Annotated in this window: 13 protein-coding genes; 8 read left to right on the forward strand and 5 right to left on the reverse strand. The window is 63.8% G+C overall.

Going from position 1 to position 15,405, the window contains the following annotated elements:
• Positions 1-3 precede the first annotated feature (3 nt).
• From ACM62G_RS20020 to cysB, 3 genes are all read left to right on the forward strand, one after another.
• A complete protein-coding gene (locus ACM62G_RS20020; protein WP_054063046.1) occupies positions 4-915 on the forward strand; it encodes a 5'-nucleotidase in 912 nt (303 codons plus the stop codon).
• Positions 916-996: 81 nt separating this feature from the next.
• The gene (locus tag ACM62G_RS20025) at positions 997-1,497 is read left to right on the forward strand and encodes a universal stress protein (RefSeq protein ID WP_419735386.1); all 501 of its coding nucleotides are present in this window, start codon (positions 997-999) and stop codon (positions 1,495-1,497) included.
• A gap of 110 nt (positions 1,498-1,607) precedes the next feature.
• Complete coding sequence (cysB, locus tag ACM62G_RS20030; protein WP_054056775.1) at positions 1,608-2,582, forward strand: HTH-type transcriptional regulator CysB; 975 nt, start codon at positions 1,608-1,610, stop codon at positions 2,580-2,582.
• Positions 2,583-2,766: 184 nt separating this feature from the next.
• Here the strand turns inward: cysB and ACM62G_RS20035 are convergent, their stop codons facing one another.
• From ACM62G_RS20035 to ACM62G_RS20055, 5 genes are all read right to left on the reverse strand, one after another.
• Positions 2,767-3,501, reverse strand: coding sequence for a phosphoadenylyl-sulfate reductase (locus tag ACM62G_RS20035; protein WP_273825197.1), 735 nt, complete (start codon positions 3,499-3,501; stop codon positions 2,767-2,769).
• A gap of 119 nt (positions 3,502-3,620) precedes the next feature.
• Positions 3,621-4,964 (reverse strand): aminodeoxychorismate synthase component I, encoded by a 1,344-nt coding sequence (gene pabB / locus ACM62G_RS20040; RefSeq protein WP_419735387.1) that lies wholly within the window; start codon positions 4,962-4,964, stop codon positions 3,621-3,623.
• 275 nt (positions 4,965-5,239) lie between these two features.
• Positions 5,240-6,226 carry an alpha-L-glutamate ligase-like protein gene (locus tag ACM62G_RS20045; protein WP_273825200.1) on the reverse strand — a complete coding sequence of 329 codons (987 nt, stop codon included), beginning with the start codon at positions 6,224-6,226 and terminating at the stop codon, positions 5,240-5,242.
• Positions 6,226-7,758: an inactive transglutaminase family protein gene (locus ACM62G_RS20050; RefSeq protein WP_419735388.1), complete on the reverse strand. Its 1,533-nt coding sequence runs from the start codon at positions 7,756-7,758 to the stop codon at positions 6,226-6,228. The genes ACM62G_RS20045 and ACM62G_RS20050 overlap by 1 nt, the downstream gene beginning before the upstream one ends.
• Before the next feature lie 5 nt (positions 7,759-7,763).
• The gene (locus ACM62G_RS20055; RefSeq protein WP_054056770.1) at positions 7,764-8,303 is read right to left on the reverse strand and encodes an ATP-dependent zinc protease; all 540 of its coding nucleotides are present in this window, start codon (positions 8,301-8,303) and stop codon (positions 7,764-7,766) included.
• Between the two features lie 269 nt (positions 8,304-8,572).
• Here ACM62G_RS20055 and ACM62G_RS20060 point away from each other — a divergent pair, with 269 nt between their 5' ends.
• From ACM62G_RS20060 to prpF, 5 genes are all read left to right on the forward strand, one after another.
• Positions 8,573-9,295: a GntR family transcriptional regulator gene (locus ACM62G_RS20060; protein ID WP_419735389.1), complete on the forward strand. Its 723-nt coding sequence runs from the start codon at positions 8,573-8,575 to the stop codon at positions 9,293-9,295.
• Complete coding sequence (prpB, locus tag ACM62G_RS20065; protein ID WP_054056768.1) at positions 9,292-10,191, forward strand: methylisocitrate lyase; 900 nt, start codon at positions 9,292-9,294, stop codon at positions 10,189-10,191. The genes ACM62G_RS20060 and prpB overlap by 4 nt, the downstream gene beginning before the upstream one ends.
• Positions 10,192-10,243: 52 nt before the next feature.
• Entirely contained in the window at positions 10,244-11,371 is a 1,128-nt protein-coding gene (gene prpC / locus ACM62G_RS20070) for a bifunctional 2-methylcitrate synthase/citrate synthase (protein ID WP_273825203.1), read from the forward strand.
• Between the two features lie 166 nt (positions 11,372-11,537).
• Complete coding sequence (acnD, locus tag ACM62G_RS20075; protein ID WP_273826047.1) at positions 11,538-14,132, forward strand: Fe/S-dependent 2-methylisocitrate dehydratase AcnD; 2,595 nt, start codon at positions 11,538-11,540, stop codon at positions 14,130-14,132.
• Positions 14,133-14,199: 67 nt separating this feature from the next.
• The gene (prpF, locus tag ACM62G_RS20080) at positions 14,200-15,390 is read left to right on the forward strand and encodes a 2-methylaconitate cis-trans isomerase PrpF (protein WP_273826048.1); all 1,191 of its coding nucleotides are present in this window, start codon (positions 14,200-14,202) and stop codon (positions 15,388-15,390) included.
• Positions 15,391-15,405: the final 15 nt, after the last annotated feature.

Genomic DNA, 15,405 nt, shown 5'->3' on the forward strand with positions numbered 1-15,405 from the left:
ATCATGGCAAACAGCCTTGGCGGCAAGTTGGTACTGGCGATTTCCTCGCGGGCGCTGTTCGACCTCAGTGAAAGCCATCAGGTCTATCTGAGCCAGGGGGTGGAGGCCTATCGCAAGTATCAGATCGAACACGAGGAGGAGATTCTCGAGCCGGGTGAGGCGTTTCCCCTGGTGCAGAAGCTTCTGAGCCTCAATGCCAGCCTGGGGCGTTCGCGGGTCGAAGTGGTGCTGGTGTCGCGCAACAGTGCCGACACCGGCCTGCGGGTGTTCAACTCGATCCAGCATTACGGCCTGGATATTTCCCGAGCGGCGTTTGCCGGCGGACGTACTCCCTATCCCTATCTGGCGGCTTTTGGCTGTCATCTGTTTCTGTCGACCCACGCTGAAGACGTGCGCAGCGCCCTGGAGGCCGGATTTGCCGCGGCGACCATCCTGGCCGGTGGTGCCCGCCGGGCGGCCAGCGCCGAGTTGCGCATCGCCTTCGACGGCGATGCCGTGCTGTTTTCCGATGAGTCGGAGCGGATCTACCAGCTCGGCGGGCTGGCGGCCTTCCAGGCCGCCGAGCGCCAGTCGGCCCGCGAGCCGCTGCGTGGCGGGCCTTTCAAGGGCTTCCTGGCGGCGCTCAACCTGCTGCAGCGCGAGTTCGCCGACGAGGCCTGTCCGATCCGCACCGCGTTGGTCACCGCCCGCTCGGCGCCAGCCCACGAACGGGTGATCCGCACCTTGCGCGAATGGGACATCCGCCTCGACGAGTCGCTGTTCCTCGGTGGCCTGGACAAGTCGGCGTTCCTCGAGGCCTTTGCCGCGGATGTGTTTTTCGACGACCAGACCGGGCACTGCGAAAGAGCTCGCGAAGTGGTCGCCACCGGCCATGTTCCCCACGGCATCAGCAACGAACCCCAGGCTACGGATTAGCCCGACCAGCAGGGCGCCGAACTGTCCGGTGCGCTGCTAAGCTCAATCCATCTCCGCCATTCTGGCAATCGAGGAGGTCCCATGATTCGTTCGATGCTGTATGCCACCGACCTCGGCCTGTATGCGCCTTACGTCATGCAGCATGCGCTGGGTCTGGCTCGAACGTTCAAGGCCGACTTGCATGTGGTGCACGCGGTCGAACCCATGGGGCTGTTTGCGGAGTCGGTGTTGCAGAGCTATCTGGACGAGCAGGCATTGAACGAATTGCACAGCCAGGGTCTTAACACCGTGATGGCCAATATCGAGCAACGGGTATTGGACAGCTTTCGCGAGGAGTTGGGGGAAGGGCAGCAGGACCTGGCGATGATCCAGTCGGTTCAGGTGCTCCAGGGGGATCCTTCGCAGGTCATTCTCACCCAGGCGCAACGGCTGGCAGTCGATCTGTTGATTGTCGGAAGTCACAGCCATGGCTCCGGTGCGCAGGCACACTTGGGCCGCACCGCAGCGCGGGTCCTGCAGTTGTCGCAGGTGCCGGTGTACCTCGTGCCGCTGTTGCAGCGCCGTCGGCATGACGACAACTGAGGCGAAATTCGGCGGATTGATAAAAAGTTCTAGATTTATTCTTCAAACCTTTCATATAGTTATATATCGCCGCTGCTGCCTGTGGCGTCTACCTGCTTTGAGGGATACATATGAAGCTCCAACAACTGCGCTACATCTGGGAAGTGGCGCACCACGACCTCAACGTTTCCGCGACGGCGCAAAGTCTCTACACCTCACAGCCAGGTATCAGCAAGCAGATCCGCCTGCTCGAAGACGAGCTGGGCGTGGAAGTCTTTGCACGCAGTGGCAAGCACCTGACCCGCGTCACCCCGGCCGGCGAGCGCATCATCAACACCGCCGGCGAGATCCTGCGCAAGGTCGAAAGCATCAAGCAGATCGCCCAGGAGTTCTCCAACGAAAAGAAAGGCACCCTGTCGATCGCCACCACCCACACCCAGGCGCGTTATGCCCTGCCGCCGGTGATCAGCAACTTCATCAAGCAGTACCCGGATGTCGCGCTGCACATGCACCAGGGCTCGCCGATGCAGATCGCCGAGATGGCCGCCGACGGTACCGTCGATTTCGCCATTGCCACCGAGGCGCTGGAGCTGTTCGGTGACCTGGTGATGATGCCCTGCTATCGCTGGAACCGTTGTGTGGTGGTGCCTCAGGGGCACCCGCTGACCAAGCTGCCGAAGTTGACCCTGGAAACCCTGGCCGAGTACCCGATCGTCACCTACGTATTCGGTTTCACCGGACGCTCCAAGCTGGACGAAGCCTTCAGCCATCGCGGCCTGACGCCGAAAGTGGTGTTCACCGCCGCCGACGCCGACGTGATCAAGACCTATGTCCGCCTGGGCCTGGGGGTGGGGATCGTGGCGAAGATGGCAGTCGATACGGTGCTCGACAAGGATCTGGTGGTACTCGACGCCAGCGAGCTGTTCGAGTCCAGCATCACCAAGATCGGCTTCCGCCGCGGGACCTTCCTGCGTGGTTTCATGTGCGACTTCATCGAGAAGTTCGCGCCGCACCTGACCCGCGAAGTGATGGCCAAGGCCATCCAGTGCCACAACAAGCAGGAACTGGAAGAGCTGTTCGAGGGTGTCGAACTGCCGGTGCACTGATCACTGCTTGCCATGCGAGCGGACGCGGAACGTCCTTTGACGGCATTCCCACGCAGAGCATGGGAATGATCCGCGCCGGCTGACCTTCGACAGCAAGCATGAAAAAGCCCCGACTGGTTCGGGGCTTTTTCATGGCAAACGTTCAGGCTCAGTGACCGATCGTTCCCACGCTCCGCGTCCGGGGTCAGCCTTTGCTGATCAGGTTGCCGGCGTGCAGGCCGCACTCCTTCTGCGTGGCTTCCTCCCACCACCAGCGGCCCTCGCGTTCGTGCTGGTTCGGCAGTACCGGGCGGGTGCAGGGTTCGCAGCCGATACTGATGAAGCCGCGTTCATGCAGGCTGTTGTAGGGCAGTTCGAGCATGCGGATGTAACCCCAGACTTCTTCGCTGCTCATCTGCGCCAGCGGGTTGAACTTGTACAGGGGACGTTCCGGGGTCGAGAAGGCGCTGTCGATTTCCAGCACCGCCACCTGGCTGCGGGTGCCAGGGCTCTGGTCGCGACGCTGGCCGGTGGCCCAGGCGTTCACGCCGGACAGCTTGCGCCGCAGCGGCTCGATCTTGCGGATGCCGCAGCATTCGCCATGACCGTCCTTGTAGAAGCTGAACAGGCCCTTTTCCTTGACGAAGGGCTCAAGCCGGGTGTGATCCGGCGAAATCAGCTCGATATCGATCTTGTAGAACTCGCGAACCTGGTCGATGAACCGATAGGTTTCCGGGTGCAGGCGGCCGGTATCGAGGCTGAACACCTTGACGTTCTTGTTCAGCTTCCAGGCCATGTCCACCAGGACCACGTCCTCGGCGCCGCTGAAGGATATCCACAGGTCGTCGCCAAACTGGGAGAAGGCCAGCTTGAGAATGTCCTGGGGGGATTTTGTGGCGTATGTCGCGGCGAGTTCGGCGACGTCGAACGGTTGACTCATCAGGCGGTTCCTACAGTCGTTGGCGCTTTGCGCTCATATAGGGGGCAATAGTAACAAAATCCGGCCGGTGGGAGATTCCAGGGTGGTGGGCAAGCCGGCTCCAGCGCGCGTGATGTCATCTAGAGTGTCTGCAAGGTATCGAGCAGAACTTTCACCTTGGTAATGGATTCCTGGTATTCGGCCTGCCAGTCGGAGTCGGCGACGATCCCTCCGCCGCCCCAGCAACTGATCTGGCCGTCCTTGACCAGCAGGCTGCGGATGGCAATCGAGCTGTCCATCTCGCCGCGTACGTCCAGGTACAGCAGTGAGCCGCAGTACAGCGCGCGGCGCGTCGGTTCGAGTTCGTCGATGATCTGCATGGCGCGGATCTTCGGTGCGCCAGTGATCGAGCCGCCCGGGAAGCTGCCGGCGATCAGGTCGAGGGCGTCGCGGCCGGCGGCCAGTTCGCCGGTCACGCTGCTGACCAGGTGATGCACGTTCGGGTAGCTCTCCAGGCTGAACAGCTCCGGCACCCGCACGCTGCCGATCCGACAGGTACGGCCGAGGTCGTTGCGCAGCAGGTCGACGATCATCAGGTTTTCCGCACGGTCCTTGGTGCTGGCCAGCAACTGCGCGGCGTTGGCTGCGTCTTCGGCGGCATCCCGGCCCCGTGGGCGGGTGCCCTTGATCGGCCGAGTCTCCACCTGGCCGGCGCTGACCCGGATGAAGCGCTCCGGCGACAGGCTCAGCACCGCGCCGTTGTCCGGCAGGCTCTGGAAACCGGAGAACGGTGTCGGACAGGCGGCCCGCAAGGCCAGGTAGGCCGCCCACGGGTCACCCTGGCAGCTCGCACGGAAACGCTGGGCGAAGTTGACCTGGTAGCAGTCGCCGGCCTGGATGTACTGCTGGATACGCTCGAAGGCCTGGCGATAGGACTCGGCGTCGAGATCGGCGGCCATCGGTGCGTTCAGCCGGAAACTGGCGGTCTCGGTGGGCGCTTGCTGGCTGAACAGTTGCACCAGGCGCTCGCGCTCCTCCTCTGCGACGGTGGGGTGGAATACCAGCTGGCTGGTGGCCTGCTGGTGATCGCTGATCAGTGCCCAGGCGTACAGGCCGAAGCACGCGTCGGGCAGTTGCAGATCGTTCCGGGCCTGGCTGGGCAGGGCTTCCAGGTGGCGGCCGAAGTCGTAGCTCAGGTAGCCGATCAGGCCGCCGGCGAATGGCAGCTCGACGGTGGCGGGCAACTCGGCTCGTCCCAGGCGTGCCAGCGTGCCGCGCAGGCGCACGAGGAAATCCTCGCCCCGTTCATCCGGCAGCACGCTCAACTGCTCCAGTGGCCAGGCGCTGAGCAGGTCATAGCGCCCGCGCTCGGCGGCCGGCCGGCCGCTGTCGAGCAGCACCGCGCCGGGGGCGTGGCGAATGGCCGCGAAATAACCGGCGGGGTCGGGGGAATAGGGCAGCGGGTATACGGAGCAGGTCTGCATGCGGGGCGAATCAGCCTTGAGGGCGGGGAGGGCGATTGTAGTCTCCTGTAGGAAATGCTCCTAGAGGGATGTGGTGATGGTTATATCCATGAGCCGGAATTCAGGGAGTGCGTGGGTAGGGCGTTATTGATGCCGTGCCGGTGGGAGTCGGATTTATCTGAGCCCTGTAGGAGCGCGGCTTGCCCGCGAAAGCGTCCTTGAGACCGCCAAAAGCTTCGCGGCGGTTCGGCGCCCCGACAAGCCACGCTCCTACAGGGCAAATCTGCTCCTGCTCGTCAGACATTCCTTGGGGTCACATGGCCGAACAACTGCTGTACGAAGCGTACCCGCTCCTCCGCGGTTTCGCTGAGGCCGGCCGCTGCCAGTTCTTCCAGGTGGGCTTCCACCGCCTGGGCCCGGGTGGTCAGGCCGCAGTCGTTGGCGATCTGGATGTTCAGCCCGGGGCGGGCGTTGAGTTCGAGAATCAGCGGGCCCTTGTCCTGGTCCAGGACCATGTCCACGCCGATATAACCCAGGCCGCACAACTCGTAGCAGCCGGCGGCCAGCTTCATGAAACCGTCCCAGTTGGGCAGTTGCACACCGTCCACCGCATTGGTGGTATCGGGGTGCTTGCGGATGATGTTGTTCAGCCAGGTGCCGCGCAGGGTCAGACCGGTCGCCAGGTCGACACCGACACCGATGGCGCCCTGGTGCAGGTTGGCCTTGCCGCTGGACTGGCGGGTCGGCAGGCGCAGCATGGCCATCACCGGATAGCCCATCAGCACGATGATGCGGATGTCCGGCACGCCTTCGTAACTGATGCTTTTGAAGATCTGGTCGGGGGTTACCCGGTATTCGATCAGGGCACGGTCGCGGTGGCCGCCCAGGGAGTACAGCCCGGTGAGGATGCTGGACACCTGGTGCTCGATTTCCTCATGGCTGATGATCCGCCCGGAAATGGTCCGGTAGCGTCCCTCGAAGCGATCGGCGATCACCAGGATGCCATCGCCGCCGGCACCCTGGGCCGGCTTGATGACGAAATCGCTGCGCCCGCCGATGATCTCGCCGAGCTTGTCGATGTCCTTTTCGGTGGAGATCACCCCGTACATTTCCGGCACGTGAATGCCGGCGGCGATCGCCCGTTCCTTGGTGATGATCTTGTCATCGACGATCGGATACAGGCTGCGCTTGTTGTACTTGAGCACATAGTCGGCGTTACGCCGGTTGATCCCCATGATGCCCTTGGCTTCCAGGGCCTTCCAGGTTTTCCACAGGCCGAACATCAGGCGTCTTCCTTGAGAAAGGCCTTGAAGCGCACCAGTTCGGTCAGGCGGTAGCCGCGATAGCGCCCCATGGCCAGCATGAAGCCCACCAGGATCAGCAGGACCGCCGGGAAGGTGAAGACGAAGTACACCAGCTCCGGCACGCTCATGATCAGGTGCGCCAGCGAGGCGGCGAACAGGGTACCGATCGCGACCTTCATCGCATGGCCGCCGCCGCGCTCTTCCCAGGTGATGGACAGGCGCTCGATGGTCATGGTCAGGATCACCATCGGGAACAGCGCCACCGACAGGCCGCGCTCCAGGCCGAGCTTGTGGCTGAACAGGCTGATGGCGGCGATCAGCACCACGACGAAGGTCAGTACCACCGACAGCCGCGGCAGCATCTGCAGCTTCAGGTGTTCCAGGTAGGAGCGCAGTGACAGGCCGAGGGCGGTGATGATGGTGAACAGCACGATGCCGAAGCCCAACTGCGTCTCGCGAAACGCCAGGGCGATCAGCACCGGGGTGAAGGTGCCGAGGGTCTGCAGGCCGATCAGGTTGCGCAGGATCAGGATCACCAGCACGCCGATCGGGATCATCACCATGATCATGAAGGTCTGCTGGGTCTGCAGCGGCAGGCCGTAGAGCGAGTATTCGAGGAAGTTGGCGTCGGAATTCTCGTCGGTCAGCTTGGCCAGGCGGATGGCGTTCATCTCGCTGTTGTTCAGGCTGAAGTTGACGCTGGCCTTCTTGCCGCCCTCGACGGTGATCAGGTTGTCGTCGCCGGTCCACCAGACCAGGCGGTCCTCGGGCAGGCCCTGTTCGCCGGTATCCGGGTTGAAGTACAGCCAGTCGTTGCCGTTGAAGCTGCGCAGCCAGAGTTCCGGGGTCTGCGGCTGGTCGGCCACCAGGCGGATGGTGTGGACCTTCTCCAGCGGCACGTGGGCGATCGACAGCAGCAACTCGATGATCTGCGCCTTGTGCGGGGTCGACGGATCGCCGGCCAGCAGCAGCTTGACGTTGTCATCATTGAGGTTGTTGACGCGCTTGATGGTTTCGCTGATGAAGGTCTCGACATCGGCCGAATGTTGACGGATCGGCGCCATCAGTGCTTCGGCGGCGATTTTTTCCGGGCCCTCGATGGCCATGCTGTCACGGAAGGTCGGGCCCTTGACCTTGGGTTTTTCGCCGGTGTAGCGCTTGGTCAGCACCAGGCGGTAGTAGAGCGTCTGCTTGCCGCTGACCCGACGGGCCGACCAGGTGACCTTGCGGTTGCCATCGGTGCGGTTGACGCTGACCCCGTAATTGTTGGAGATGAAACTCTCGTTGAGGCTCACGTAGTCGCGGCTCAGCGGCGGCACGAACATCTGGATCTTCACCGGGTCCTTGCTGGCGGCGACGAACTCGACCTTGGCGTCGATGTTCCACAGGTCGTCGGTGGCATCTTCGGTGACCGGAATCCCCAGCACGAAAATCTGATAGGCCGTGACCGAAATCCCCAGCACCACCAGGATAGCGATCAGGACTTTCAGATGGAGGGTAAGAGAACGCATGCGAATTACTCGGCGGTTAGAGCGTCGGCGGTGCAGGCGGGTTTGCCGGCAGCGTATTTAAGGCTGGGGTCTACCAGCGCATCGAAGCGCTTGAGCGCCTCGGAGCCAATCAGAAGCGGGTATTGGAAAGCGCTTCGGTCGGTCAAGTTCACTTCAATGGTGCGCAAGGCGCTGCCCATGCAGACATTCAGGGTGATCACCGGGCGGGCAGTATAGGCCTTGTCCTCATCGGGGTCGTAGTCGCCGGAGCGGCGCTTGATCTTGCTGACCCGGGCCAGCGGCTGTTCGATGGGGTGCGAGTGGGCGGTGTCGATGGCCAGGTAGAAGCGTACCCAGCTCTCGCCGTTGCGTTTGAAACGTTTGATGTCACGGGCGCTGAGGGAGGCGGTCTTGGCGCCGGTATCGAGCTTGGCCGCGACTTCCAGGTCGATACCGCCCAGGGTCGCATACTCGTTCAGCCCGTACACGGTCTTTTCGGCCGCGCTGCCGAGGCCCGGCAGGCAGAGAAGGAACAAAAGCAGTAGAGGGTAGGGCTTGAGTCTCATAAGTCCTGGCGCGTATTCAAGGTGACTGGCAATACCGCGCAAGCTTCCTCGTGCGTCTGTCAGATGAAGATGACAGGCATGGCATCGTCAGATGCGCGCGGCATTCTAACATGCTGGTTTTATGGCGCCAGCGCCGGGGCGGCTGTCCTTGTCACGATCCGGTATTTTTCAGGGCTCTTAGACTATTGTCGACAATATCGATTAATTCTTTGACTGCGACGGCCTGATTGGCTAGTTTTACCGTCATCGATTTTAAAGGTGTCGACAATATGCTGGAGAATCTGGAGCCGCCGCCGACTCCCCAGGAGGATTCGGAAACCCTGTCCGAGAACGTCTTCCGGCGTATCCAGGCCGCTATCGTCAAGGGCGAGATCGCCCCCGGCAGCAAGATCTCCGAGCCGGAACTGGCCCGCACCTACGGCATCAGCCGTGGCCCGTTGCGGGAGGCCATCCATCGCCTGGAAGGGCAGCGCCTGCTGGTGCGGGTGCCCCATGTCGGGGCGCGGGTGGTTTCGCTCAGCCATGCCGAACTGATCGAACTCTACGAAATCCGCGAATCCCTCGAAGGCATGGCCTGCCGCCTCGCCGCCGAGCGCATGACCCGTGAAGAGATCGAGGAACTGCGCCAGGTGCTGCACACCCACGAACGTGATGCGGCGTTCCAGGCGGGTGTCGGCTATTACCAGCAGGAAGGCGACTTCGACTTCCACTACCGGATCATCCAGGGCGCCGGCAACCGGACCCTGACCCAGATGCTCTGCGGCGAGCTCTATCAGCTCGTGCGCATGTACCGCATCCAGTTTTCCGCGACACCCAACCGGCCACGCCAGGCCTTTGCCGAGCACCATCGGATTCTCGATGCCATCGCCGATCGCGACGGCGAACTGGCCGAACTGTTGATGCGCCGTCACATCGGCGCCTCGAAACGCAATATTGCGCGTCACTACCAGGACGGCGCGAAACCGACAGCCACTCCACGAGGTGAGTCATGAGTCAGGGTTCCAACAAAAACACGCCCGGTCAGCGTTTCCGCGATGCGGTCGCCAGCGAACATCCACTGCAGGTGGTCGGCACGATCAACGCCAACCACGCCCTGCTGGCCAAGCGCGCCGGTTTCAAGGCGATCTACCTGTCGGGTGGCGGGGTCGCCGCCGGCTCCCTCGGCCTGCCTGACCTGGGGATCAGCGGCCTGGACGACGTGCTGACCGACGTGCGGCGCATCACCGATGTCTGCGACCTGCCGCTGTTGGTGGATGTCGATACCGGTTTCGGCTCCTCGGCGTTCAACGTCGCGCGTACCGTGCGCTCGATGAGCAAGTTCGGCGCGGCGGCGATCCACATCGAGGACCAGGTCGGCGCCAAGCGCTGCGGTCACCGGCCGAACAAGGAAATCGTGTCCCAGCAGGAAATGGTCGACCGTATCAAGGCGGCCGTCGATGCCCGTATCGACGACAGCTTCGTGATCATGGCGCGTACCGATGCGCTGGCGGTGGAAGGCCTGGAGGCCGCCCTGGAACGCGCAGCCGCCTGCATCGAGGCGGGTGCCGACATGATTTTCCCGGAAGCCATCACCGAGCTCGAGATGTACAAGCTGTTCGCCAACCGGGTGAAGGCGCCCATCCTGGCCAATATCACCGAGTTCGGTGCGACACCGCTGTACACCACCGAGCAACTGGCGTCCGTCGATGTATCGCTGGTGCTGTATCCGCTGTCGGCGTTCCGCGCCATGAACAAGGCGGCGGAAAACGTCTACACCGCGATTCGTCGCGATGGCACCCAGCAGAGCGTGATCGATACCATGCAGACCCGCATGGAGCTTTACGATCGTATCGACTACCACGCCTTCGAGCAGAAGCTCGATGCGCTGTTCGCCCAGAAGAAGGGCTGAAGCATTCCCTCTGTTGCCAGGTTCCCGACAAAATCAAGAATTGGAGAAGACAATGGCTGAAGCAAAAGTACTGAGTGGCGCCGGCCTGCGTGGCCAGGTTGCCGGACAAACTGCCCTGTCCACCGTGGGCCAGGCCGGTGCCGGCCTGACCTATCGCGGTTATGACGTGCGCGAGCTGGCGGCCGAGGCGCGCTTCGAGGAAGTCGCCTACCTGCTGCTGTACGGTGAACTGCCCAACGCCACCCAGCTGGCGGCCTACATGGGCAAGCTGCGCACCCTGCGCGACCTGCCCCAGGCACTGAAAGAGGTGCTCGAGCGCATTCCGGCCGACGCCCACCCGATGGACGTGATGCGTACCGGCTGTTCCTTCCTGGGCAACATCGAGCCCGAAGGCGATTTCTCCCGCCAGCATGAAGCCACCGACCGCCTGCTGGCGGCCTTCCCGGCGATCATGTGCTACTGGTATCGCTTCAGTCATGAAGGCAAGCGTATCGACTGCATGACCGACGAGGAGTCCCTGGGCGGACATTTCCTGCACCTGCTGCACGGCAAGGCGCCGAGCGAGCTGCATCGCAAGGTGATGGACGTGTCGCTGATCCTCTACGCGGAGCACGAATTCAACGCCTCGACCTTTACCGCGCGGGTCTGTGCCTCGACCCTGTCCGATCTGTTCTCCTGCGTCACCGCGGCCATCGGTTCGCTGCGCGGCCCGTTGCACGGCGGCGCCAACGAGGCGGCGATGGAAATGATCGAACGCTATGCCTCGGCCCAGGAGGCCATCGAAGGTACCCTCGGCATGCTGGCGCGCAAGGACAAGATCATGGGCTTCGGCCACGCGATCTACAAGGACAGCGACCCGCGCAACGAGGTGATCAAGGGCTGGTCCAGGCAACTCGCCGATGAGGTGGGCGATACCGTGCTGTTCCCGGTATCCGAGGCGATCGACAAGACCATGTGGGAGCAGAAAAAACTGTTCCCCAACGCCGACTTCTACCATGCCTCGGCGTATCACTTCATGGGCATCCCGACCAAGCTGTTCACACCGATCTTCGTCTGCTCGCGCCTGACCGGCTGGGCGGCGCACGTGTTCGAACAGCGTGCCAACAACCGCATCATCCGTCCGAGTGCCGAGTACACCGGCGTCGAGCAGCGCAAGTTCGTGCCAATCGAGCGTCGCTGACCGAAGAACGCACGACCTGGGGCGGCCCCTTTCCTGTAGGAGCCGGGCTTGCCCGCGAAGCTTTTAGCGGCCTCAAGGCCTTATTCGCGGGCAAGCCCGGCTCCTACAGAGGCAGGGTCGACAAGCCGTGTGTGCCTTTGACCTTACCGTGATCGAGTCCCAGACCATGAATACCCAATACCGCAAACCGCTGCCCGGCAGTCACCTGGACTTCTTCGATGCCCGCGCGGCGGTCGATGCGATTCAGCCCGGGGCCTACGCCACGTTGCCCTACACCTCCCGGGTCCTGGCCGAGAACCTGGTGCGCCGCTGCGAGCCGGCGACGCTGACCGACTCCCTCAAACAACTGATCGAGCGCAAGCGCGACCTGGACTTCCCCTGGTTTCCGGCCCGGGTGGTCTGTCACGACATTCTCGGCCAGACCGCCCTGGTGGACCTGGCTGGCCTGCGCGATGCCATCGCCTCCCAGGGCGGCGATCCGGCCCAGGTCAACCCGGTGGTGCCGACCCAACTGATCGTCGACCATTCGCTGGCGGTGGAATGCGGTGGCTTCGACCCGGATGCGTTCGCCAAGAACCGCGCCATCGAGGATCGGCGCAACGAAGACCGTTTCCACTTCATCGACTGGACCAGGAAGGCGTTCAAGAACGTCGACGTGATCCCGCCGGGCAACGGCATCATGCACCAGATCAACCTGGAGAAGATGTCCCCGGTGATCCAGGCGCGTGATGGCGTGGCCTTTCCCGATACCTGCGTCGGTACCGACAGTCACACCCCGCATGTCGATGCGCTGGGCGTGATCGCCATCGGTGTCGGTGGCCTGGAGGCCGAGAGCGTGATGCTCGGGCGGGCCTCCTGGATGCGCCTGCCGGAGATCGTCGGCGTCGAACTGACCGGCAAGCTGCAGCCGGGTATCACCGCCACCGACATGGTGCTGGCGCTGACCGAGTTCCTGCGCAAGCAGAAGGTGGTCGGGGCCTATCTGGAGTTCTTCGGCGAAGGCGCCAATGCGCTGACCCTGGGCGACCGCGCGACCATTTCCAACATGGCCCCGGAGTACGGCGCCACGGCGGCGATGTTCTACATCGACCAGCAGACCATCGATTACCTGAAACTTACCGGCCGTGAAGACGCGCAGGTGCAACTGGTCGAGACCTACGCCCGCGAGAGCGGCCTGTGGGCCGACAGCCTCAAGGGCGCGCAGTATGAGCGTGGCCTGCAGTTCGACCTGTCGTCGGTGGTGCGCAACATGGCCGGGCCCAGCAACCCCCACGCCCGGGTCGCCACCAGCGACCTGGCGGCCAGGGGCATCGCCGGGCAGTGGAGCGAAGTGCCGGGGCAGATGCCCGACGGCGCGGTGATCATCGCCGCCATTACCAGTTGCACCAACACCAGCAACCCGCGCAACGTCATCGCGGCCGGCCTGCTGGCGCGCAATGCCAACCGGCTGGGGCTGACCCGCAAGCCGTGGGTCAAGTCATCGCTGGCACCGGGCTCCCGGGCCGTGGCGCTGTACCTGGATGAAGCCGGGCTGACCCGGGAGCTGGAGCAATTGGGCTTTGGCGTGGTGGCCTTCGCCTGCACCACCTGCAACGGCATGTCCGGTGCGCTGGACCCGGCGATCCAGCAGGAAATCATCGACCGTGACCTCTATGCCACGGCCGTGCTCTCGGGTAACCGCAACTTTGACGGGCGCATCCACCCGTACGCCAAGCAGGCGTTCCTGGCGTCGCCGCCGCTGGTGGTGGCCTACGCGATCGCCGGTACCATCCGCTTCGACATCGAGAAGGACGTGCTGGGCCGGGATGCCGAGGGCAGGGAAATCCGCCTGAAGGACATCTGGCCGAGCGACGAGGAAATCGATGCGATGGTCAAGGCGTCGGTCAAGCCCGAGCAGTTCCGCAAGGTCTATACGCCGATGTTCGCCATTCACGAGGACAACGGTCCGAAGGTCGAGCCGCTCTATGACTGGCGGCCGATGAGCACCTACATCCGTCGTCCGCCGTACTGGGAAGGCGCCCTGGCCGGGGCCCGGCCGCTCAAGGGCATGCGCCCGCTGGCGGTGCTGCCGGACAACATCACCACCGACCACCTGTCGCCGTCCAACGCCATCCTGCTGGACAGCGCGGCCGGCGAGTACCTGGCGAAAATGGGCCTGCCGGAGGAAGACTTCAACTCCTACGCTACCCACCGCGGCGACCACCTCACCGCCCAGCGCGCCACCTTCGCCAACCCGAAACTGTTCAACGAAATGGTCCGGGAGAACGGCAAGGTCAGGCAGGGTTCCCTGGCGCGGGTCGAGCCGGAAGGCAAGGTCATGCGCATGTGGGAGGCCATCGAGACCTACATGGAGCGCAAGCAGCCGCTGATCATCATCGCCGGTGCCGACTACGGCCAGGGCTCGTCCCGTGACTGGGCGGCCAAGGGCGTGCGGCTGGCCGGGGTTGAGGCGATCGTCGCCGAAGGCTTCGAGCGCATCCACCGCACCAACCTGGTGGGCATGGGCGTGTTGCCGCTGGAGTTCAAGCCGGGCACCGATCGCAAGACCCTCGGTATCGACGGTACCGAGACCTTCGACGTGATCGGCGAGCGGACGCCACGGGCGACGCTGACCCTGGTCATCCGGCGCAAGGACGGTGAGCAGGTCGAAGTGCCGGTGACCTGCCGCCTGGATACCGCCGAGGAGGTGTCGATCTACGAGGCGGGCGGCGTGTTGCAGCGTTTTGCCCAGGACTTCCTCCAGTCGGCGAGCGCGAGCTGACAGAAGAATGCGAACCCATTCCGGTCCTGCCGCGCAACCCAGGTGTGCAGGCCCCGCAGGAGGCTTCATGACCCACGCAGCACAAATCAGGATCCCCGCCACCTACATGCGTGGCGGCACCAGCAAGGGAGTGTTCTTCAACCTCAACGACCTGCCCGAGGCGGCGCAGTTGCCCGGTGCGGCGCGTGATGCGCTGTTGCTGCGGGTCATCGGTAGCCCCGATCCCTATGAAAAACAGATCGACGGGATGGGTGGGGCGACCTCCAGCACCAGCAAGACGGTGATCCTGTCACGCAGCATCAAGGCCGACCACGACGTCGACTACCTGTTCGGCCAGGTGTCGATCGACAAACCGTTCATCGACTGGAGCGGCAACTGCGGCAACCTGTCGGCGGCGGTCGGCTCGTTCGCCATCAGTGCCGGCCTGGTGGGTGCCGAGCGGGTTCCGCGCAACGGTGTGGCGGTGGTGCGGATCTGGCAGGTGAACATCGGCAAGACCATCATCGCCCATGTACCGATCACCGACGGCCAGGTGCAGGAAACCGGCGACTTCGAGCTCGATGGCGTGACCTTTCCGGCCGCCGAGGTGCAGTTGGAGTTCATGGACCCGGCCGCCGAGGAGGAGGGCGCCGGCGGTTCGATGTTTCCCACCGGCAATCTGGTGGATGACCTGGAGGTACCGGGTGTCGGCACTTTCAAGGCGACCCTGATCAATGCCGGGATCCCGACGATTTTCGTCAATGCCGCGGATATCGGCTACACCGGTACCGAGCTGCAGGGCGACATCAACGGCGATCCCAAGGCCCTGGCGATGTTCGAGAGCATTCGCGCCCATGGTGCGCTGCGCATGGGGCTGATCGGGCGCCTCGACGAGGCGGCCAAGCGTCAGCACACGCCGAAAGTCGCCTTCGTCGCGCCGCCGGCCAGCTACACCGCATCAAGTGGCAAGGCGGTGGCGGCGAGCGATCTGGACCTGCTGGTGCGGGCGCTGTCGATGGGCAAGCTGCACCACGCCATGATGGGCACCGCGGCGGTGGCTATCGGCACGGCGGCGGCGATTCCCGGGACTTTGGTGAACCTGGCGGCGGGTGGTGGCGAGCGCAGTTCGGTGCGTTTCGGCCACCCGTCGGGAACCCTGCGGGTCGGTGCCGAGGCCACCCAGGCCGACGGTGAATGGACCGTGGTCAAGGCCATCATGAGCCGCAGCGCGCGGGTGCTGATGGAAGGCTGGGTGCGGGTGCCGGGCGACGCGTTCTGAGTCCGGTGGTCCCTG

Source organism: Pseudomonas sp. COR18, assembly GCF_048568395.1.
Classification (GTDB): domain Bacteria; phylum Pseudomonadota; class Gammaproteobacteria; order Pseudomonadales; family Pseudomonadaceae; genus Aquipseudomonas; species Aquipseudomonas fuscovaginae_B.